General features: G+C 65.0%; 18 protein-coding genes. 14 read left to right on the plus strand and 4 right to left on the minus strand.

From position 1 onward, the window contains the following. Positions 1–100: 100 nt before the first annotated feature. Together J3481_RS06875 and J3481_RS06880 are read left to right on the plus strand one after the other, a co-directional pair. Positions 101–415, plus strand: coding sequence for a DUF5665 domain-containing protein (locus tag J3481_RS06875; RefSeq protein ID WP_206831217.1), 315 nt, complete (start codon positions 101–103; stop codon positions 413–415). A 12-nt stretch (positions 416–427) separates the two neighbouring features. Then, positions 428–1,069 carry a TraR/DksA C4-type zinc finger protein gene (locus tag J3481_RS06880; RefSeq protein ID WP_206831216.1) on the plus strand — a complete coding sequence of 214 codons (642 nt, stop codon included), beginning with the start codon at positions 428–430 and terminating at the stop codon, positions 1,067–1,069. A gap of 3 nt (positions 1,070–1,072) precedes the next feature. Here the strand turns inward: J3481_RS06880 and comA are convergent, their stop codons facing one another. Then, positions 1,073–1,882: a phosphosulfolactate synthase gene (gene comA, locus J3481_RS06885; protein ID WP_206831215.1), complete on the minus strand. Its 810-nt coding sequence runs from the start codon at positions 1,880–1,882 to the stop codon at positions 1,073–1,075. 92 nt (positions 1,883–1,974) lie between these two features. Between comA and lspA the strand changes: the two genes are divergently transcribed. From lspA to J3481_RS06935, 10 genes are all read left to right on the plus strand, one after another. Continuing rightward, positions 1,975–2,445: a signal peptidase II gene (lspA, locus tag J3481_RS06890; RefSeq protein WP_206831214.1), complete on the plus strand. Its 471-nt coding sequence runs from the start codon at positions 1,975–1,977 to the stop codon at positions 2,443–2,445. Between the two features lie 15 nt (positions 2,446–2,460). Beyond that, positions 2,461–3,405, plus strand: a complete 945-nt coding sequence (locus tag J3481_RS06895) for an RluA family pseudouridine synthase (RefSeq protein WP_206831213.1) — start codon at positions 2,461–2,463, stop codon at positions 3,403–3,405. A gap of 199 nt (positions 3,406–3,604) precedes the next feature. Further along, positions 3,605–4,138, plus strand: coding sequence for a bifunctional pyr operon transcriptional regulator/uracil phosphoribosyltransferase PyrR (pyrR, locus tag J3481_RS06900; protein ID WP_206831212.1), 534 nt, complete (start codon positions 3,605–3,607; stop codon positions 4,136–4,138). Positions 4,139–4,155: 17 nt separating this feature from the next. Next, the gene (gene pyrB / locus J3481_RS06905) at positions 4,156–5,088 is read left to right on the plus strand and encodes an aspartate carbamoyltransferase (protein WP_206831265.1); all 933 of its coding nucleotides are present in this window, start codon (positions 4,156–4,158) and stop codon (positions 5,086–5,088) included. After that, the gene (locus J3481_RS06910) at positions 5,085–6,380 is read left to right on the plus strand and encodes a dihydroorotase (protein WP_206831211.1); all 1,296 of its coding nucleotides are present in this window, start codon (positions 5,085–5,087) and stop codon (positions 6,378–6,380) included. The genes pyrB and J3481_RS06910 overlap by 4 nt, the downstream gene beginning before the upstream one ends. Further along, entirely contained in the window at positions 6,377–7,483 is a 1,107-nt protein-coding gene (carA, locus tag J3481_RS06915) for a glutamine-hydrolyzing carbamoyl-phosphate synthase small subunit (protein WP_206831210.1), read from the plus strand. The genes J3481_RS06910 and carA overlap by 4 nt, the downstream gene beginning before the upstream one ends. Beyond that, a complete protein-coding gene (gene carB, locus J3481_RS06920) occupies positions 7,476–10,724 on the plus strand; it encodes a carbamoyl-phosphate synthase large subunit (RefSeq protein WP_206831209.1) in 3,249 nt (1,082 codons plus the stop codon). Before carA ends, carB begins: the two co-directional genes overlap by 8 nt. Beyond that, positions 10,717–11,472 (plus strand): orotidine-5'-phosphate decarboxylase, encoded by a 756-nt coding sequence (pyrF, locus tag J3481_RS06925; RefSeq protein WP_328702058.1) that lies wholly within the window; start codon positions 10,717–10,719, stop codon positions 11,470–11,472. The genes carB and pyrF overlap by 8 nt, the downstream gene beginning before the upstream one ends. Then, entirely contained in the window at positions 11,465–12,124 is a 660-nt protein-coding gene (pyrE, locus tag J3481_RS06930) for an orotate phosphoribosyltransferase (RefSeq protein WP_206831208.1), read from the plus strand. Before pyrF ends, pyrE begins: the two co-directional genes overlap by 8 nt. 103 nt (positions 12,125–12,227) lie before the next feature. Beyond that, the gene (locus J3481_RS06935) at positions 12,228–13,493 is read left to right on the plus strand and encodes an NAD(P)/FAD-dependent oxidoreductase (protein WP_206831207.1); all 1,266 of its coding nucleotides are present in this window, start codon (positions 12,228–12,230) and stop codon (positions 13,491–13,493) included. Between the two features lies 1 nt (position 13,494). Here J3481_RS06935 and J3481_RS06940 read toward each other — a convergent pair whose 3' ends face one another. The 3 genes from J3481_RS06940 to J3481_RS06950 all read right to left on the minus strand — a co-directional run bounded on the left by J3481_RS06940 (position 13,495) and on the right by J3481_RS06950 (position 17,923). Then, positions 13,495–14,766, minus strand: coding sequence for an MFS transporter (locus J3481_RS06940; RefSeq protein WP_206831206.1), 1,272 nt, complete (start codon positions 14,764–14,766; stop codon positions 13,495–13,497). Positions 14,767–14,835: 69 nt separating this feature from the next. Beyond that, positions 14,836–16,128, minus strand: a complete 1,293-nt coding sequence (locus J3481_RS06945) for a Glu/Leu/Phe/Val family dehydrogenase (protein ID WP_236011339.1) — start codon at positions 16,126–16,128, stop codon at positions 14,836–14,838. Positions 16,129–16,141: 13 nt separating this feature from the next. Then, entirely contained in the window at positions 16,142–17,923 is a 1,782-nt protein-coding gene (locus J3481_RS06950; protein WP_206831205.1) for an Rqc2 family fibronectin-binding protein, read from the minus strand. 164 nt (positions 17,924–18,087) lie between these two features. On the opposite strand from J3481_RS06950, the gene J3481_RS06955 reads away from it, so the two are divergent. Together J3481_RS06955 and J3481_RS06960 are read left to right on the plus strand one after the other, a co-directional pair. Further along, positions 18,088–20,808 (plus strand): calcium-translocating P-type ATPase, SERCA-type, encoded by a 2,721-nt coding sequence (locus J3481_RS06955; protein ID WP_206831204.1) that lies wholly within the window; start codon positions 18,088–18,090, stop codon positions 20,806–20,808. A 64-nt stretch (positions 20,809–20,872) separates the two neighbouring features. Beyond that, positions 20,873–21,751: a YicC/YloC family endoribonuclease gene (locus tag J3481_RS06960; protein WP_206831203.1), complete on the plus strand. Its 879-nt coding sequence runs from the start codon at positions 20,873–20,875 to the stop codon at positions 21,749–21,751. Positions 21,752–21,840 lie beyond the last annotated feature (89 nt).

The following is a 21,840-nucleotide window of genomic DNA, read 5'->3' on the forward strand; positions in this document are numbered from 1 at the left end:
GAGAGATACCAATGACAGTCTGGTGAACATGTCCCCACATGGATCCCAACGCGCCGGGCACACTACCGTCAGACACTTCACGGCCGGGACGGTGGGGAACATGCGGCTTCGGCGCCGGCGACGTCACTCGCTCACGCACCTCGGGCTTCTGCGCCTGACCGAGTATCTCGAAGGTGCGAATTTCGCGGCGTACGTCGATCTTTTGCAGACGCCGTGGCGCCTCGCGCTGCTCAATCTCATCGGTGGCATCTTCCGCGGCCTCGGCATCGGCCTCGGATTCACCGTGATCGCCGGATTGGTGCTGCTCGTCCTGCAACAGCTCGAGCTTCTCAACCTTCCGATCATCGGCAAATGGATCGCGGACCTGGTTCAAATCGTGGACGGGCAGCTGAGGGCCCGCCAATTCACGTATTGAAGGAGGGCGAGCATGGATATCGATGCCATTCGATCCCGCCTGGAAGGGGCGCGAAAGCGCCTGATGGGTCGCTTGACGGGACCCGAGACGTCGGCGGACATCCGCCGAGCCATGCCGGACGAGTTCTCGGAACTCGCCATGTACGACAATCACCCGGCGGACGTCGCGAGTGAACTCGCGCTGCGCAATCAGGCGGTCGGCGAGCGACTCCGCGACGAGCGGGCGCTCGCCGACGTGGAGGACGCGCTTCGCCGGCTGGATGGCGGCACCTACGGCGTTTGCGAGATGTGCGGGCGGCCCATTCCTGCTGACCGGCTTGAGGCGGTGCCCACCGCTCGCCGCTGCGTGGATTGTCAGCGCGATATCGAAGCGAGACAGGTGCCGTCCCCCAGGCCGGTGGAGGAGGACGTGCTCGCGCCCTCGTTCGGGCAATTCGATCGCGACGGCGCCGACGAGACCGGATATGACGGGGAGGACGCGCTTCAGGACGTCATGCGGTTTGATCGCCCGGCCACGGGCCTTATGCGCTACGACGAACCGGATCTGGACGACGACGCGGGTTTTGTGGATCCGGTTGAGCGAATTTCCGAGTCGGCCTACCGGCGCACGTTGCCCTCGGAGGCGGAGCTCCTCACCGACTACGACGAACCCTGACGTTCACGCCTCTTCCAAGGTGAAAACGAGCGTGTCCGCCCTCAACCCAAGCCGCAGGCTCTCCAGCGCGATGGCATCGGTGGGCGGCACGTTTCCGAGGTTGACGGACGGGCCGAAGCGGCGGATGAGTTCCACCTGCTGCGACTTTTTCGGCGCCTCCCAAATCACGCGGTTCCGCGCGTCTGCCGGCAGCGCGTTCACGAATGTGTCGAGCGCATCGTCGAGCACTCTGCCGCCCGCGTCGTAAATCCCCACGTCTTCGCCGGACTCGCGCCCCTCCAGAATCACATAGTCGGCTCCTGCGTCGAGATCGCGGATCACGCCCTTCGCGCACGAGGCCAGGTCAATCGCATGGCTGAGCTTCTTGCCGACTTCGGTGATGACAAGCGGAAATACGCGTTTGGCCTCCGCGATGGCCCGGGCGCGATCGTCCGGTGCGAACTCGATGGTTCCGTCCGAGATCTCCATGGCCTGAAAGCCAAGTTCGCGGCAGCGCTTGAGGTACAGAGAGAACACGCCCTGCGTCCAGGCGACCTCGGCCAACGTGCCGCCAGGGCATGTGATCACGCCGGCCTGCGCCGCGCACTCGAGTTTGGCGCGCAGGATGCGCTCGGCGTAGACGGCGCTCGTTCCAAACCCGAGTTTCAGCACATCGATGGTGGGGGACGCGATCGACATCAGGGCCTCCGTCTCGGCTAGGCTCAGGCCCTTGTCGATGACCATGGTGATGCCGCTCGTCCGCGGTTTGCCTCCCCGCGCCCCGAGCGGTGGGGCAATCAATTGTGAGAAGGCGCCGCCCTCTGGTACAATCACCGTATTCACACCCCTTCACTAGCCGCCTTTTCACGGTATGCGACGGCGGCGGCAGAGGGTGCAGGCTGTGAACCTGCGGGGAGACGTGTCGAGTGGGCAAGCAAAAGTGGCTGTTGTACGTGGTCGGCTTGTTGGTGCTCGCGGCCGATCAGCTGATCAAACTGCTCGTGCGGGCGAAACTGGCCATCGGCAGCGCCGTGATGGTGATTCCCGGCGTGGTCGAGTTCACGCACATCCAGAACCCCGGAGCTGCTTTCAGCCTTTTGCCTCATCAGGTGTGGCTCTTTGTCCTCGTGGCCATCGCCGTGGTGGCCGCGGTGGTCGTGGTCAACACGCGGTTTTCGCTGAGTCCCTTGGCGCAGACGGGCCTCGGGCTCTTGCTCGGGGGAGCGCTCGGGAACATGGTCGATCGCGTCTTCTCCCCAACGCACACGGTCACGGACTACGTGTACTTCTACACCATTCACTTTCCCGTCTTCAACCTTGCGGACGCTTCGATTGACATCGGCGTGCTGCTCCTGATTCTCTCCACGTTTCGAGGCGGGAACGATGCCCGGGAATGAGCGAAGGAGGACGTCATGAGACCGGCCATCCATGTCCAGTACGAGGTGAGCGCGGAGGAGTCGGGGGAGCGGCTTGATCGATGGCTGACGGACAGGCTGCAGGAGGACGAGATCGAGGTCTCGCGCACGCAGGTGCAGCGGTGGATTGAGGATGGCTGTGTGCGGCGCGAGCGGCCCGGCCGCCTGAAGGCGAGCGAACCTGTGGAAACGGGTGACGTGTACGAGGTGGACGTGCCGGAAGAGGAACCCGTCGAACTCGTGCCGGACGAGGGCGTGCCGTTTGTCATCGCGTACGAGGATCCCGATGTGGTCGTGGTGGACAAGCCGCGCGGCGTCGTGGTGCATCCCGGCGCAGGTCACCTTCGGGGCACGTTGGTCAACGGCCTGCTGGCGCGTGGCGTCGCCTTGTGCCCCCATGCCGGTGCCATGAGGCCCGGCGTCGTGCACCGGATCGACAAGGACACGAGCGGTCTCGTCGTCTTTGCCAAGACGGATCGCGCGTATCGGGCGCTGGTCGAGGCGTTCCGCACGCACGACGTGGAGCGGGAGTACGTCGCCATCGCGCATGGTCGCATGGCCCACCGCGAGGGCACCATCGATATGCCCATTGCGCGCGATCCGTCGGATCGCCAGCGGATGGCGGTTCGTCAAGGTGGCAAGCGCGCGGTGACGCACTTCGAAGTCCTCGAGTGGTTCGAGAAGTATTCCTATCTCCGTTGCCGCCTGGAAACGGGCCGCACGCATCAGATCCGCGTCCACCTGGCGGCCATCGGCCATCCCATCGCGGGCGATCCCGTCTACGGGCCGCGCCACACCCTGCCGATCGACGGCCAGGCGCTGCACGCGCGGACGCTCGGCTTCACGCATCCGGACGGCCGGTACCTCCGCTTCGAAAGCGCCGTGCCCTCGGACATGGCCCGGCTCCTCGAAGGATTGCGGCAGGGGCGAATTGGAACTTGACAGGTTCGACCTCAACTGATAGTCTACTTTCGAACTGAACATGGACACTGCCTTTAAACCAATCCCGTGAGGTTGGTAAGGAGTCGGACGTTTTGGGAGATGTGCGCGCCGTGCGCGCAACTTCCGGGGCAAAGGCCACCTCTCGCGGAGAGGCGGCCTTTTTTCGTGCCGACGAGTGCGGTGCCGAGGAGGGAAGGCTGTGGCTCAAAAGACGCAGATTATGGACGAAGCGGCGATGCGCAGATCGCTCACGCGCATGGCGCACGAGATCCTGGAGCGGAACAAAGGGCTCGAGGACCTTGTGCTCGTCGGGATCGTCACGCGCGGCGCGATTCTGGCCGAGCGGCTGGGCCGGAAGCTGTTCGAAATCGAAGGGCAAATCGTGCCGTGTCATCGCCTCGATCCCCGTCCGTATCGGGACGATCGCGACCGCAAGGCGGCGACGGAGGCGCCCGTGCCGGACATTGACGTGGCCGAGCGCAAGGTGATTCTGGTCGACGACGTGCTCTACACCGGGCGCACGGTGCGCGCCGCACTCGACGCCATGATGCGCGCCGGCAGGGCGCGATGCGTGCAGCTCGCCGCGCTGGTGGACCGCGGCCATCGGGAACTGCCGATTCGCCCCGACTTTGTCGGGAAAAATGTGCCGACGGCGCGGGACGAGCAAGTGATCGTTCACCTCGCGGAAGTGGACGGGTCGGACGGCGTGTGGATTGCGGAAGGAAGGGCGTGAGGGCGGTGGCGGTGACGATGCGAGGCAGAGGATTTCACGCGCTGACCGTCAACCAGTTTGACGTGCCGCTTGTCCGGGAACTGATGGAGCGCGCGGAGTGGCTGCGAACGGCGGATCGCGAAGAGGTTCGCACGCGCCTTCAGGGCAGAATCGTCGCGACCTTGTTTTACGAGCCGTCGACGCGCACGCGCCTGTCGTTTGAATCCGCGGTCCTCCGGCTCGGCGGCAGCGTGGTCGGGGCCGAGAACGCGCGCGAGTCGTCGTCCTCGAAAAAGGGGGAGACGCTCGAGGACGTGTTCCGCGTGGTGGGCTGCTACGCGGATGCCATCGTGATACGCCATCACGATCAGGAAGAGCTCGATCGGGCGGCGCCCTTTTCTCCCGTGCCCATCGTGAACGCGGGCGCCGGCAGCGGCGAGCACCCGACGCAGGCGTTGCTCGACGTGTACACCATCTGGCGGGAACTCGGCCGGCTCGAGCATCTCACGCTCGCGGTGATGGGCGATCTCAAGTACGGCCGGACGGTCCATTCCCTTCTGCGGCTTTTGGCGAAATTTCCAGGCGTGCGCGTCCGCCTGTTCCACCCTGCGCCGCTCGGCTTGCCCGGCGATCTCGCCCGGGAGCTCGAGGCTTCCGGCCTTCGCCTCGAGCGCGTTGAGCGTCTCGAGGACGCCATCCGCGGTGTCGACGTGGTCTATCAGACGCGCATCCAGTTCGAGCGCCTGGCGGGCGAGGTGGATCCGCAAGCCGCCCGCCTCTACGCCATCACGGCATCGCACTTGGTGCTGCTCCCGGATCACGCGCGGATTCTGCATCCGCTGCCTCGCGTGGGGGAGATTGCCCCCGAGGTGGACGACGACGTTCGCGCGGCGTACTTCCGGCAGGTGGAAAACGGACTTTACATGCGCATGGCGCTTCTCGACGCCATGCTGGGAGGAGAACGGCCATGAGGGTGCGATTGGACGGCGGCCGCGTGTGGGATTCGGCACTGGGCGACTTCATCGAGGCGAGCGTCGCGTTCGACGACGAGACCGGCGAGATTGTGGCCGTCGGACATCCATCGGCCCTCCGGGCGGACGAGGCAAGGTCCGTCCGCGGCCTCTGTCTGTTGCCCGGGTTTGTGGATGTTCACGTGCACTTGCGCGATCCCGGCCTCACCCACAAAGAGACGCTCGCAAGCGGGCTGCAGGCGGCTGCGGCCGGCGGGTTCACGCAGGTGGCGTGCATGCCGAACACCAAGCCGCCCATTGCGCGCGCCGAGGTGGTGGAGGACATCCGACGGCGCGGCCAGGAGGTCGGAAAGGCGGAGGTCCACCCCATCGCGTGCCTGACGGTGGACCAGGCCGGCCAAGAGCTCGCGAATTACCAGGCGCTCGGGCAGGCGGGCGCGCTCGGATTTTCCGACGACGGGCGCGGCGTGCAAGACGGCGGCCTGATGCGGGAGGCCCTGGCGAAGCTCGCCGCCCTCGGCAAGCCGGCGATGATTCACGCGGAGGACGAGTCCATCTCTCGTGGCGGGGCACTGCACGAGCGAGCGGCGGCGAGGCTTGGCACCACGGCGCAGCCAGGGAGCGCCGAGGCCGCGATGATCGCGCGGGATGTCCTTTTGGCAGAGGAAACAGGTGCGCACCTGCACGTGTGCCACGTGAGCCGCGAGGCGTCCGCGGCGGTCGTCCGCTTTGCGAAGGCGCGCGGGATTCGCGTCACGGCGGAAGTGACGCCGCATCATTTGCTCCTGACGGAGCGAGACATCGATCGGGCGGACGCCAACTGGAAAGTGAATCCTCCCCTTGCAGCCGAGGAGGATCGACGGGCCTGTTTGGCGGCCTTCGCGGACGGGACGCTGGACGTGATCGCGACCGATCACGCCCCACATCACCCCGATGAGAAGGCAAAGGGCATGGACGAAGCTCCGTTTGGGATGGTGGGGCTCGAGACCGCGTTTGCGCTTCTCTACACGCGCTTGGTGCGCGAGGGGCTTGTATCCATGCGGCGGCTGGTGGAAGCCATGAGTGAACGGCCTTGCAGGCTGTTCGGGCTCGAGGGCGGGCAGGTCCGCCCCGGCGCGCGGGCGGACCTGGTCCTGGTCGATCTCGGCCGGCGCTGGACCATCGATCCGGACGCGTTTTACAGCAAGGGCCGCAACACGCCGTTTGCCGGCTGGAAGGTGATGGGCAAGGTCGTAGAGACGATTCGCGCGGGGCGCACGATCTTTCGCGAGGGAGAGGAGCGGTTGTCATGATGCTGAACGGCCGGAGAAAAGCGCGGCTCGTGCTGCAGAACGGCCTTGTCTTTGAGGGCGTCAACTTCGGAGCTTCCGGCACAAGGTTGGGCGAGGTCGTGTTCAACACGGGCATGACGGGGTATCAGGAGATCTTGACGGATCCTTCGTACTACGGCCAGATTGTCACGATGACGTACCCGCTCATCGGCAATTACGGCGTGAACGTCGATGACGTGGAGAGCCGCCATCCCCACGTGCGCGGATTTGCGGTGCGCACGTTCTGCGAGTGGCCCTCGCACCACAAGCTGATCGACAAGCTGGAGTCTTACCTGGTCCAGCACGACATCGTCGGCATCGCGGGCATCGATACCCGCGAGTTGACGAAGGCCATTCGCACGGTGGGGGCGATGCCCGGGGCCATCACGACGGAGGACATCCCCGTGGAAGCGCTCCTTGCGCGCATGGACGAGGCGCTGGTTCCAGACGCCGTCAAGCGCGTGACCACCCAGACCGTCTACCGCGCGCCCGGACCGGGCCATCGGGTGGTGCTCATCGATTACGGCATGAAGGCGGGGATTCTGCGATCGCTTCTGGAGCGGGGGTGCGACGTGATCGTCGTCCCCGCGACCTCGACCGCGGAAGACGTGCTCCGCTGGAAACCGCACGGGGTGATGCTGTCCAACGGCCCGGGCAATCCGGAGGATGCGCCGTACGCGGTGGAGGCGCTGCGCGGGCTCATCGGCAAGGTGCCCATCTTCGGCATCTGCCTTGGTCACCAACTCATCGCGCTCGCGTGTGGGGCGAAGACGCGCAAGCTGAAGTTCGGCCACCGCGGCGCGAATCATCCGGTCAAGGATCTGAGGACGGGGCGGGTCGACATCACGTCGCAGAACCACGGGTACGTGGTCGACGCCGATTCGCTCCAGGGGACGCCGCTCGAGCTCACGCACATCAATCTGAACGACGGCACCGTGGAGGGGCTTGTGCACAAGCACGAACCGGTCTTCTGTGTTCAGTACCACCCCGAATCTCGGCCCGGGCCGAGCGACGCCCGATACCTGTTCGACGAGTTTATCGACCTCATGACGCGCGTGAGAGAGGGGCGGTTTGCGCATGCCTAAGCGGACGGACATTCGCAAAATCATGGTCATCGGATCGGGGCCGATTGTGATTGGCCAGGCGGCCGAGTTCGACTACGCGGGCACGCAGGCTTGCCAGGCGCTGAAGGAAGAGGGTTACGAGGTCGTGCTCGTCAACTCGAATCCGGCCACCATCATGACCGACGAACACATGGCGGATCGGGTGTACATCGAGCCCATCACGCTCGACTTTGTGACGCAAATCATCCGCAAGGAACGCCCGGACGGTCTGCTGGCCACGCTCGGCGGCCAGACGGGGTTGAACATGGCGGTGCAGCTCGCCAAGTCGGGCGTGCTGGAGGCCGAGGGCGTGGAGCTGTTGGGAACGCCGCTTGAAGCCATCGAAAAGGCGGAAGACCGCGAGATGTTCCGGCAGCTGATGCAGGAAATCGGACAGCCCGTGCCGCGAAGCGCGATTGTCCGGAATCAGGCGGAGGCGGACGCGTTCGCCGAAGAGGTGGGGTTCCCCATCATCATCCGGCCCGCGTACACGCTCGGGGGCACGGGCGGCGGAATCGCGTCCAATTGGCGGGAGTATCACGAGATCGTCGAACGCGGCCTGACCTTGTCGCCCATCCACCAGGTGCTCGTGGAGCAGAGTATCGCGGGGTACAAGGAGATCGAGTACGAAGTGATGCGCGACGCGGACGGGACGGCCATCGTGGTGTGCAACATGGAGAACATGGATCCGGTCGGCGTGCACACCGGCGATTCCATCGTCGTGGCCCCCAGCCAGACGCTCTCGGACGAGGAGTACCAGATGCTGCGCGACGCGAGCCTGCAGATCATCCACGCGCTCGGCATTCAGGGCGGGTGCAACGTGCAGCTGGCGCTCGACCCCCACTCCTCGCGCTACTACGTGATTGAGGTCAATCCGCGCGTCAGCCGCTCGAGCGCGCTCGCCTCGAAGGCGACAGGGTATCCCATCGCGAGGATCGCGACCAAAATCGCCGTCGGATACCGGCTGTCCGAGCTCAAGAATCCTGTGACACAGGATTCGTACGCTGCGTTTGAACCGGCGCTCGACTACATCGTCACCAAGATCCCGCGCTGGCCGTTCGACAAGTTCCGCAGCGCCAACCGGTCGCTCGGCACGCAGATGAAGGCGACGGGTGAGGTCATGGCCATCGGCCGGACGTTCGGCGAGTCGCTGCTGAAGGCGGTCCGCAGCCTCGAAATCGGCGCCTACAGCCTGTGGACCAAGCAGTCCGACAAGTGGTCGAACATGGAGATTGAAAAGAAAATCCGCGTGGCCGACGATGATCGCCTGTTCGCCATCGCCGAGGCGCTGCGCCGCGGGGTGTCGGTCGACCAGATCCACGACTGGTCAAAGATCGACCGCTGGTTCCTCTGGCACCTCGAGTGGCTGGTGGACCTCGAACAGCGAATCGCCTCTGTCGCGAATCCGCGCTTGCCCGTTGAATCGGTGCTCGATGAACACCGCGATCTCATCTACGAGGCCAAGCGCAACGGTTTCCCGGACCGCGAGCTCGCGCGCCTGCTGAAGGCTGACCCGATGGAGATTCGGGCTTGGCGCAAGAAGCGGGGCATCGTCCCGGTGTACAAGATGGTGGACACGTGCGCGGGGGAATTCGCGGCGTCGACGCCGTACTATTACAGCACGTACGAGCGAGAAGACGAGGTCGAGGCGAGTCCGCGCAAGAAGATGGTCGTGCTCGGCTCGGGGCCGATTCGCATCGGCCAGGGGATCGAGTTCGACTACTGCACCGTCCATGCCGTGTGGGCGCTGCAGCGCGAGGGTTATGAGGCGATTGTCATCAACAACAACCCAGAGACCGTATCGACGGACTTCAGCACATCGGATCGGCTGTACTTCGAGCCGCTCGACGTCGAGGACGTGTTGAACGTGATCGACCGGGAAAAGCCCGAGGGCGTGATCGTCCAGTTCGGGGGTCAGACGGCCATCAATCTGGCCGGGCCGCTGGCGGACGCGGGCGTCCAAATCTTCGGCACGTCGCGCGAGAGCATCGACGCCGCGGAGGATCGCGAGAAGTTCGATGCGCTGCTCACTCAGCTCGGCATTCAGCGGCCGGAGGGTCGAACGGTTACGACCGTGGAGGCGGCGGTCGAGGCGGCGGAATCGATTGGCTATCCGGTGCTCGTGCGCCCCTCGTACGTCCTCGGCGGGCGCGCGATGCAGATTATCACCAACACGAACGAGCTGCTCCAGTACATGGAAGAAGCGGTCGAGGTGTCGCAGCAGCACCCGGTGCTCGTCGATCGCTACGTGAACGGGATTGAGGCGGAGGTCGACGCCATTTCGGACGGCGAGACCGTCATCATCCCGGGCATCATGGAGCACATCGAACGCGCGGGCGTGCACTCCGGCGACTCCATCGCCGTCTACCCGCCGCAGAACCTGACGGAGGACGTGAAGCGGATCATCGAGGACCACACCATCCGCATCGCCCAAAGCCTGAACGTCAAGGGGCTGATGAACGTGCAGTTCATCGTGCACGACGGCCAGGTGGAGGTCATCGAGGTGAATCCGAGGTCGTCGCGCACGGTGCCCTTCCTGTCCAAGGTGACAGGCGTGCCGATGGTTCAGCTGGCGATGCACGCGGTGTGCGGCGGCAAGCTGGCCGATCTCGGCTACCGGAGCGGCCGTGTGCCCGAGTCACCGGCGGTGGCCGTCAAGGTGCCGGTCTTCTCGTTCGCCAAGCTGCACGAGGTCGATATCAGCCTCGGCCCCGAGATGAAGTCGACCGGCGAGGTGATGGGGCGCGATCTCGTCTACGAAAAGGCGCTCTACAAGGGGCTTATTGCGTCAGGGATTGCCATTCCCGCCCACGGTACCGTGCTCGCCACCATCGCGGACAAGGATAAGCCAGAGGCGTATCCGCTGTTGCGCGAATTCGCGCGCCTCGGCTATCGCCTTGCCGCGACCGAGGGAACGGCGAAGTATTTGCGCGATCGCGGCCTGGAAGTTCGCGTCGTGAACAAGCTCGCACAGGGCACGCCCAACTTGGCCGACGACATCCGGCAGGGCAAGATCCAGCTCGTGATCAACACGCTCACGAAGGGACTGAAGCCCGAGCGGGACGGCTTCCGCATCCGCCGCACGGCCGTGGAGCACGGTGTGCCGTGCTTGACCTCGCTCGACACGGTCCGGTCGGTGCTCGACATCATGAAACTCATTCACTTCCAGACCATGGCTTTGGGCGATCCCGTCGTGGGCGAAAGGGGTGCGGATGGTGTCTGAGGACCTGATGCACGAGCTTGCCTCGCCCGCGTACGACGAGGCGCGCAGGCGCACCTACGTGGCGCTCGACGTCGAATCCGAGGCGCGCGCATGGGAAATCGTTGACCGCCTGTCTCCCGCGGTGGACGGCTTCAAGGTGGGTTTGGAACTCTTTCACCGGGCCGGAATGCGCTTGGTGGAGTCCTTGCTGAAGCTCAATCTGCGCGTGTTCCTGGACGTCAAGCTGCACGACATCCCCAACACGGTGGCGGGCGCCCTCCGGGCCATTGCGCAGTATCCCATCGAGATGGTGAACGTGCACGCGTCGGGAGGCGTCCGGATGCTCGCGGCGGCGAGGGAGGCGGTGGACGGATCGCCCTACCGGCCGCTCCTGGTCGGCGTGACCGTGCTCACCAGCCTGAGCGACGCGGATCTCGAACAGATGGGCATGGCCACGACGTCGGCGGCGTGGGTTCGCCGCCTGGCCGAGATCTCGCTTCAGGCCGGGCTCGACGGCGTGGTATGTTCGGCGCAGGAACTCCAGATCCTGCGCGACGCGGTTCCGCCGTCGTTCGAGCGCGTCGTGCCGGGCATCCGCCTGCTCGGCGACCAGGTGCACGATCAGGCTCGCGTGATGCAGCCGGATGAGGCGATTCGCCAGGGCGCGACGCGGTTGGTTCTGGGGCGAGCGGTGACGCAAGCTGACGATCCCGTCCGCGCGCTGGCGCGCTACCTTCGTTCCGTGAAGGAGGGGTTGGGCCATGAGTGAACCGACGTTCACCGTGGAGTACGACGATCTGTCTTACACCATCGCCAAGGGTCTGCTGCAGATCGGCGCGGTGGAACTTCGTCCGCACCAGCCGTTCACGTGGTCGAGCGGATGGAGGTCGCCCATCTACTGCGACAATCGGCTGATCCTCGGGTATCCGCTGCTCCGAAGCCAGGTGGTCTCTGGATTCGAGTCGATCATCGACTACGAACTTCCTGCGGTCGAGCTCATCGCGGGTGCCGCAACCGGCGGCATCCCGCACGCGGCGATGCTGGCCGACAGGCTGGGTTTGCCGTGCGCGTACGTGCGGTCCGAAGCCAAGGCGCACGGGCGGGGGAAGCAGATCGAGGGCTACGCGCGACCGGGCATGAAGGCGGTCGTGATCGAAGACACGCTCTCCACGGGCCGATCCGCGTATCAGGCCGCGCAGGCCCTGCGGGACGCGGGGGTGGACGTGATGGCCATCCTCACCATCTTGTCGTACGACTTCGATGTCGCCACCAAGCGGGCGGAAGACACCGGTATCCCTGCGTATCGGCTCGTTCCGTACGAAGTGCTGATCCAGGTGGCGCTTGAACGCGGCGACATTCAGGAGTCGGACGTGGCGCTCTTGATGCGCTGGCGCAAATCGCCGGACACGTACGGAATGTGACATGTGGACCCAGACAGGCGGTCCGTGGGCATGGCCCGCGGCCGCCTGTGTCTTTTCGCGCGCCGAACGGGATATCCTATCCGTCAGGCGAAGGAGGGGTCACGTGGATCTGCACACGGGCCGCACATTGTGGTCGGAGTTCGACTTAGAAGCCACCGCGTATCCGCGGCTCGGCGAGCATGTGGAGGCCGATGCGGTGATCGTGGGCGGCGGGATCGGCGGCGCCATTGTGGCTTGGGAATTGGTCGACCGGGGGCTCGATGTGGTGGTGTTGGAACGCGATCGCGTGGGCATGGGTTCCACCCGCGGCAACACGGGCCTGCTCCAGTACGCGAACGACATGCCGCTCGCCGAGATGGTCCGGGTCCACGGGCGCGATCGGGCCGTGTGGTTTTACCGCCGATGTTGGGAAGGTGTGGGACGCCTGCGCGAGATGGCCAAGCGGCTGCCGGCAGATGTGGAGTTTGCGGATCGCCTGAGCCTCTGCTGCGCCTCCGTACCGGCGCATCTGGCGCGATTGGAGGCGGAAGTGCGAGAACTCACTCGCCACGGTTTCGCGGCGGAACTCATGGTGGGCAGGGGAACCGTGCGGCGCGCGTTCGGGATCGAGCGGGACGCGGCGCTCGTCACGTACGGCGACGCGGAGGTGAATCCGCTGAAGTTTGCCCGTGCGCTCACCGGGGAGCTCGTGCGGCGCGGAAAGGCCCGTGTATTCGAGGAGACGCAGGCCGTGCGGCTCGAAGAGGATAAGGGGCACGTCGAGCTGGAGACGGACGGAGGCTTCCGCGTGCGGGCGCGCGCCGCAGTCCTCGCCACGGGGTACGCGTTCCAGCGCGCGTGGCCCCTGCCGGGCGTCAGGCTGGGATGCACCTACGCCATTGCCTCCGAACCGCTTCCGGATCGTTCTGGATTTCCGCAGGGCGCTGTGATCTGGGAGACGGCGCGCCCGTATCTGTACATGCGCATGACGAGGGACGCGCGTTTGGTGATCGGGGGGCTCGACCTGCCCGTCCCCGAGGGACCGCGGCGGGATCGAGACTTGAACGCGCGCGCGGAGCAGTTGGCCCGGTTGGCGCGCAACGATTTGCCCGATTTACACCCGTTTTCCATAGCCTGTAGGTGGGCGTCGACGTTCGGCTCCACGGTCGACGGTTGGCCCATTGCGGGGCCCCACCCGCGATTTCGGCACGTGTACTGTGCGCTCGGCTACGGAGGCAACGGCACGGTGTGCTATGCCGTGGCTGCGCACGTTCTCGCCAACCGCATCGCCGGCGCGTCACGGCCGGAAGATGACATGCTCGCCCCAGGGAGGCTGACGCTGTGGCGGCGCGCCGCGAGAAGGCTTTCCGCGGCGGTTCATGCGCGCTGAATCAGGGCGTGCCGGCCTGGGGCGCTTCCACCTGCCGCGAGGGAGCGCGCGGTTGGGTCGGCACGGCGAAAAGGGCGATGCCGAGCGCGCAAATGCCAATCGCGATGAGAAAGATGTCGGTGAGCGACATGGCGTGTGTCATCGCCGTGCTGACGAGCGGCGCGATCGCGCCTCGAACGCCGAATAAGAGAAAATGAAGGCCGAACGCCTCAGCCTCGCGCCCGGGCACCGCTCGAAAGATGTAGGACATGCATCCGATGTCCCAGACGGCATCGCCGACGCCCAGCAAGGCGCAGGAAATCATGACGGCCGTGAAGGAGCCGTCCAGTACATACAGGGCCGGGGCGAGGGCGTAAGCCCCCATGCCGATGAACATGGCGCGTCGAGGCGACCACGTGTCGATGATCCATCCCACGGCGAAGTAGGCCACCAAAAGGGCCACATAATACAGCACGCGCGTGAAGCCGATCTGCGCGTTCGACAGGTTGAGGGTGTGAACTTGATAGATCTGATAAATGGGGCCTGCCAGAAGATTGCCAAAACCGGTGACCATGGTCGCCACGAGGAAAATGGTCAAGGGTCGGCTGGCGCGGGCCACCTGCCAGTTGCCGAAGATCAGATGGATTCGCCGCCTCCGCGCCTCCGGGTGGCCCTGCGGGTCTGCGGGCTCCACTTCTCGCACGCGGGAAAACAGGATCACGGACAGGGTGCCCATCAGAGCGGCGCCAATGAGCGGCCATCGATCGCCCTGGTGCTGACTCCACTGGCCCACCACATAGGCCAGGGGGATCAGGAGCGTGCCTTGCGCGACGCGAACGTATCCCATCAGCCGGCCGCGCAGCGCCGGCGGATACATGCGCGCGAGAAGCGCTGGATAGGCCGGAGCCTGGATGCCGTTCATGAAGTTGACGATGAATGCGGTCACGAGGAACGCGACGGGCGTCAGCAGCGCGCCGGTCAAGATGACGGACATGCGGCCGATGACGAGCGGCCAAAGCACGAAGGGCTTGGTCGACCTTCCGCGCATGAGGTGGGCCCACACGGGGGACCACAGCATGCCGATGGCAGGAGCCGCCGTGAGCAGTCCCACCTCGAGGTTCGAAGCGCCGTGCCGAATGGCCATCGGCACGTAGAATTGGTTGACCACCACGTTGAACAGCGCAAACAGGACCGAACCGCCAAAATCGATTCGGAAATTCCACCACGTCTTCCATGGCATCTGCATCCCGAGGCGGGTGACGATATCGTCGGGCTTTCTGACCGCGTTTCTCATGCTCATCCCCAGCGCAAGGGCGCGGCAAAGCCGCGCCCCAAAAATTCATCATCTATAGCTTGCGATCCGTCACACCCATCCGCGCCAGCGCATGGCCTCCGCAAACGGCCGAATTCCCACCATGTAGGCGGCCATTCGCGGCAGAACGTCGTATCGCTCGGCCGTATCGAGGATATTGTGAACGCTCTGCACCATCATGTTCTCGAGGCGGCGATTGACCTCTTCCTCCGTCCAATAGAACCCCTGGTTGTTCTGCACCCACTCGAAGTACGACACCGTGACGCCGCCCGCGTTCGCAAGCACGTCCGGCACGACGACAATGCCGCGTTCGTGCAGGATCTGATCCGCTTCCGGCGTGGTGGGGCCATTGGCCGCCTCGACGATGAGGCTCGCCTGAATCTTGTCGGCGTTGCCTTCGTGGATCTGGTTCTCCAGCGCCGCAGGCACGAGGACATCGCACGGCTTGGTCAGAAACTCTTCGGTCGGGATGACGCCGGACAGCCTGGGTGTGACCATGCCGAAGGAGTCCTTCTCCTCGATGAGCTCCGGGATGGGAAGGCCGTTTTCGTTGTACACGCCGCCCCCCGCGTCGCTGATGCCCACGACCGTCGCGCCCAGTTCGTGGAGGATGCGCGCGACGTTCGAGCCGACATTGCCGAATCCTTGCACGAGCACGCGCAGCTCCGAGAGCTTCTTGCCCATGCGCTCCGCCGTCTCGCGCAACGCCACCACGACGCCGAGCGCAGTCGCGGACTCGCGCCCGCGCGATCCGCCCAATACGAGCGGCTTGCCCGTGATGAATCCCGGAGAGTCAAATTCCCGAATGCGGCTGTACTCGTCGTACATCCAGGCCATGATTTGGCTGTTCGTGTACACGTCCGGCGCGGGAATGTCCTTGGCAGGGCCGACCACCTGGCTGATGGCCCGGACGTATCCGCGCGCAAGCCGCTCCTGCTCCGACAGGCTCATGCTGCGCGGATCGCACACGATGCCTCCCTTGGCTCCGCCGTATGGCAGGTTGAAGATGCCGCACTTCAGCGACATCCAGATGGACAGCGCCTTGACCTCGTCGAGCGTCACGTCGGGATGGAAACGAACGCCGCCTTTCGTCGGGCCAATCGCGTCGTTGTGCTGCGCCCGATACCCCGTGAACACCTCCACGTGCCCGTCGTCCATCCGCACCGGAATGCGAACGGTCATCACCCGGATGGGCTCCTTGAGCAGTTCGTATACGGCTTCCTCGTAGCCCAACCGGTCCAGGGCTTCACGGATGGTTGCCTGCGTGTTGGCCAGAATGTTGGTGTCGTGCGCCGGCTTGTTCGCGCCGACGATCAGGCGTTTGTTCCCCTTTTCTTGCGACATGTCGATCTCTCCTTCAGCGAGAATCGCTCGTTTCGCTCGCAAGCGTCCTGGACATGATGCTCTCCACAAGCGTCCGCTCGGGCGTCACGAACAGCGTTTTCTGGTGGTCGTAGAGCGCAAACCCGGGCCGGGCTCCGTTCGGCTTCCACACGTGGCGGATTTCCGTCACATCCACGGGCACGTTCGCGGAGTCGCGCATGCGGCTGAAGTAGGCGGCGAGCACCGCTGCCTCCTCGATGGTGCGCGCCGGAATGGTCTCCGCTTGGCCTCGTTCGATCACGACGTGCGATCCGGGCGCATCCTTGACGTGGAGCCAGAGGTCGCGCTTGTCGGCTTTGCGAAATGTCAGGCGGTCGTTTTGCACATTGTTGCGACCGACGCGAATGACAAAACCGTCGCTCGAGCGAAACACGTGCGGCTCGGTTTCACGGACGCGCTTCTTGCCGCCTCCGCCTCGCAGCGGCGCCTGCGCCAGAAACCCCTGCGCCTGTAGCTCGCGGCGCACCTCTTCCAGGTTCTCCAGGGAGGTGTCCGCGAGTGCCTGAAGCACATCCTCCAAGTAACGCAGATCCCGCAGCGCGCTCTCGCGCTCTGACTCAATCCACTGCCGCGCCCGCTTTCGTTTGGCCGCCATGCGAAAGAGGCGCTGAGCGTTGGCGATGGCGTCCAGGGACGGATCGAGCTCGATCCGCATCGGCCGATTGTCGTCGTAGTAATTCGGCAGCTCGACTTCCGAAGCTCCGCGCGGAACCTCGTGCGCGTACGCCGTCAAAAGTTCAGCCCGGATCCGCAGTTCCTCTTCATCCTGGGCGTCTTGCCACTCCTCCTCCAGCCGCACCAGCTTGCCGCGAAGGCGGTCCATGTGTTCCCGGACGGTCCGCTCCAATTCTGCAGCCAGGCGAGATTGACGAAGAGCCTCGCCGGTGTCGGCAAACAGCCAGCGAATGGCGTCGCTCATCGTTTCGCACTCCGCGAAGCGGCGGCGCGACGTGAGCCGAAACGGGGCGCATTCCACGGCCCTGCCCATGTCGTCGAGCCCCACGGAAGCAGGCTCTCGCGCCGCGTTCACGGCGTCCGCCAGTTCGAGGGCCGCCTGTTGGATGGACGAGGGCTCGAGGGAACCGGCCCTTTCGAGCGCCCGGTGCAAAATTTCCCGAGCCGTAATCGGACCCGTACCGGCGAGCTTTTCCACGACAGCAAGCTGATTCGCGCGAGACGACCCGCCGGACGGATCGATACCCAGAAAATCGTCGGGCAGGCACGCTTCCACGGGCTTCTTGCGCTGGGGAGGCGGCGGCAGATACGGAAGACCGGGCAACACCGCGCGGTAGCGGGACATCTCTTCCGTCACGCGCACCGCGCTGTCGACGATCACGCGTTCTCCATCCGACGCTTCTTCGACCAGGACGATGTTGCTGTGGCGCCCCATGATCTCGCAGATCAAAGTGTACAGATGGCGGTCGCCGAGATCGTCCAGGGCCTCGATCTTGAACTCGAGCACGCGATCCCATCCCGGCTGTGCGACCCCCAGGATGCGGCCTCCCTCGACGTGCTTGCGCAGGAGGACGCAGAACATCGGCGGGGTGCTCGGATTGTCTGGGCGCTCGTCACTCAGAAAGTGGACGCGCGCATGTTGTTGGTGGGCGGACAGGTACAGGCGCCTCGCCCCCAGGTGGGCCGAGCGGACGGCGAGGACGAGATCGCGCTCACCAGGTTGATAGATTCTGTCGATCCGTGCGCCCCGCAGCGCGTCGTCGAGTTCGCGCGCGAGGCGGCGCAAGGTCCAACCGTCCACGCTCGATGCTCCTCTCTCACGAAGCCAGTATACCGCAGTTTCCGCAAATCGGCGCGGTGATTTCTTGACAAAGGTCGTCAGCCGTGAACCTGATGCGCTCGGACATGTTCGGGCCCACCGGCGCATAGATGATTACGAGACAAGTTCACGAAGGGGTGTGCTCGGTGGAACAACAAACGTGGCATGCGGAGAGCGAGGCCGAATGCCTCGCGCGACTCGGGACATCGCTCGACGGGCTCTCCCGCGCGGAGGTGGAGAGGCGGCGCGAGGAGCACGGGCTGAACCTGCTGAGCGACGGGAACAAGGTGTCGCTCTTGACGGTCTTCTTCAACCAGTTTCGCGATTTCATGACGCTGGTGCTTCTTGCGGCCACGCTCATCTCAGGGCTTCTCGGCGAGTACACGGACGCCATCACCATTATCGCCATCGTGTTCCTGAACGGCATTCTCGGTTTTATCGAGGAAGTGAGGGCGGAGCGATCGCTCAAGGCCCTGAAGGAACTGACGGCGCCGGTGGCCAAAGTGCGCCGAGAAGGCGCTGTGGAAGAGGTCTCGGCGAAGGAACTGGTGCCGGGCGACATCGTGTTGTTGGAGGACGGCGATCGCGTCCCTGCGGATGGCCGCCTGCTTCGGGCGCGATCGCTCGAAGTCGAGGAGTCGGCATTGACGGGGGAATCGGTGCCGGTGGCGAAGGATGCGCAGGCTCGGGTTCCGGTGGACAGCCCTCTGGCCGAGCGGCGCAACATGGTTTACATGGGCACCATGGTGACGCGCGGGCGCGCGGAGTATGTCGTCACGGCCACCGGCATGCAGACGGAGATGGGCAAGATCGCCGATCTGATCGACCAGTCCGAGGACCAGGAGACGCCGCTTCAGAAGCGGCTCGATCAACTCGGAAAGACGCTCGTCTGGATCTCGCTCGGCATCACGGTCCTCGTGGTGGTGGCCGGCGTCATGCACGGGCACGCGCTGTACGAAATGTTCCTGGCGGGCGTGTCGCTTGCGGTCGCCGCGATTCCTGAGGGGTTGCCGGCCATCGTGACCATCGCGCTCGCCCTCGGCGTGCAGCGGATGATCAAGCGGAATGCCATCGTGCGCCGACTGCCTTCGGTCGAAACCCTGGGGTGTGCGACGGTCATTTGTTCCGACAAGACCGGGACGCTGACGCAGAACAAGATGACGGTCACGCAGATTTACGCGGACGGCATGTACGTGGACGTCACCGGTTCGGGACATCAGTTGCGCGGAGAATTCGCCGCGGATGGCCGCCGGATCGACCCTGGGAGACGGGCTGCGCTGAAGAGCCTGATGGAGATCGCGGCGGTGTGCAACCAGGCACATGTGGAGCCTGGATCGGACGGCGCCTCTGCACGCGCGGTCAAGGGAGATCCGACGGAAGTCGCGCTCCTCGTCCTGGCGCACAAGGCGGGATTTGCAAACGCGGACAGCGCGTACGAGCGGATCGACGAGCGGCCGTTTGACGCCGATCGGAAGATGATGAGCGTGCTGGTGCGCGCCGGAGACGAATGGTTCGCCTTCGTCAAAGGGGCGCCGGATGTCCTCTTGGGGCGCTGCACGCATGTGCTGCTCGGCAATCGCGAGGAGCCGCTCGGACAGACGCTGCGCAAGGAGATTCTCGCCGCCAACGAGCAGATGGCGTCGCGGGCGCTGCGGAACCTCGGCTTCGCCTACAGGCGCTTTCGTTCTGCCGAAGAGTCGCGCCAGGCGGACTGGGAGTCGGATCTGGTTTTTGTGGGAATTTGCGGAATGATCGATCCGCCGCGAGATGAGGCCAAAGCGGCCATCGCCAAGGCGAAGGCGGCCGGGATCCGCACGGTCATGATCACGGGGGATCATCAGGCTACGGCGACCGCGATTGCGCGGCAGCTCGACATTCTGCCGCCGGGAGGGCGCGTGTTGACGGGCGCCGACCTCGAAAACCTGGATGACAAGCGGCTTTCGAACCTCGTGCGGGATACCTATGTCTACGCGCGCGTGACGCCCGAACACAAGCTCCGCATTGTGAGGGCGCTCCAGGCCAATCACGAAGTCGTGGCCATGACGGGCGACGGCGTGAACGACGCCCCTGCCATCAAACAGGCGGATATCGGCATCGCCATGGGCCAAAGCGGGACGGATGTCGCCAAGGAAGCCTCGAGCCTCATCCTGGCGGACGACAACTACGCGACCATCGTGGCGGCGGTCGAAGAGGGCCGTGCCATCTACGACAACATTAAGAAGTTCATTCGCTACCTGCTCGCGTCCAACGTGGGCGAGATTTTGACGATGTTTCTGGCCATGCTGGCAGGCTGGCCGCTCCCGCTCACGCCCATTCAAATCCTGTGGGTCAATCTCGTCACCGATGGACTGCCCGCCATCGCACTCGGCGTCGACCAACCGGAGGACGACATCATGAGCCGCCCGCCGCGAAACGTGCACGAGGGCATTTTCGCGCGCGGCATGGCGGTGAAGATCCTGTCGCGCGGCACGCTCATCGGTCTCGCCACGCTCGCGGTGTTCGCTTGGTCGCTGCGGCAGGGAGCGGATCTTGCGCACGCTCAGACCATGGCCTATGCGACGCTCACCATGGCTCAACTTATCCTGGTGTTCGATTCGCGCAGCCTGGAGGGCGGCATCCTGAAGCGGAATCCATTGGGCAACGTGTGGCTGATCTTCGCGGTCCTGTCCTCCGTCGCGCTGTTTGTCTGCACGATGTACGTGCCGCGCATGGCCGAGGTGTTTCACACCGTCCCTCTCGGCCCGGCCGACTGGGCTGTCGTGCTTGTCGCGGCGGCGGTTCCCACATTCGCGCTTTCGATCCGCCGCATGGGGCGCAAGCAGCTGCACAAGCTGCAAAATCGATCGGGTTCGGACGTCGCGGCTTGATTGCCAACTTGACCGGCCATCGGTACAATCCTGACCAGAACAGACGCGGTCAGGGGGCGTGGGCGTGAGCATTCGCAGCATGACAGGGTTTGGTCGCGCGGAGGGACGCGTCGGGCCTTACGACGCGGTGGTGGAAGCGAAGTCCGTCAATCACCGCTTCCTGGAGGTCTCGGTTCGACTGCCGCGCGACGTTGCGTTCGCCGAAATGGCCGTTCGCGATCGCGTCAAGGCCCGTTTGCACCGCGGGCGGGTGGACATCGCCGTATCGCTTTCGTCCGCCGGGACCGAGGCTCAAGAGGTCGCCGTCGACTGGGGGCTCATTGAGGCGCTTGTCGAGGCGGATCGGGCGCTGTCCGCCAAACTGGGGATCGAGTTTGACCCCAGCGGGGCGCGGCAGTGGCTCACGTTTCCCGGGGCCGTCACCGTGCGCCCGGCGGCGGTCGCTGAAGACGAGGCGGTTTCATGCTTGGTCCGGCTCGTGGATGTCGCGCTCGATGGGCTCATTCACATGCGCGAGCGGGAAGGCTTGAACCTCGCTGAGGCGTGTGAGAGCTATCTCGACGAGGCGGAGTCCCGTCTTCGGGCGGTCCGCGAGCGGGCGCCCGCATCGGTCGCCTCGTATCGGGCTTCGCTTTGGGCCAGAGTGGCCGAGCTTGGCGCGTCCGTGGATGAAGCGCGGCTTGCGCAAGAGGTGGCGCTCTTCGCCGACCGCATCGCCATCGACGAGGAGTTGGTGCGGCTCGAGGCGCATGTGAAGGCGTTTCGGAGCGATCTCCGCCGAAGCGAGCCCGTGGGTCGCAGGCTTGACTTCATCGTGCAGGAGATGCACCGCGAGGTGAACACCATCGCGTCCAAGTCCCAGGACGCCCAAATCAGCCAGCACGTGGTGGAGATGAAGGCGCTCGTGGAGAAACTGCGCGAGCAGGCCCAGAACGTCGAGTAGCGGCTGCTCTTTTCTTCTCGGCCGGATCGATGTAAAATGTAAAGAAGCGTCGTATGTCTTGAGGGAACGGTGTCCGCCCAGAGGGCGGA

This window comes from Alicyclobacillus fructus, assembly GCF_017329605.1.
Lineage (GTDB): Bacteria > Bacillota > Bacilli > Alicyclobacillales > Alicyclobacillaceae > Alicyclobacillus > Alicyclobacillus fructus.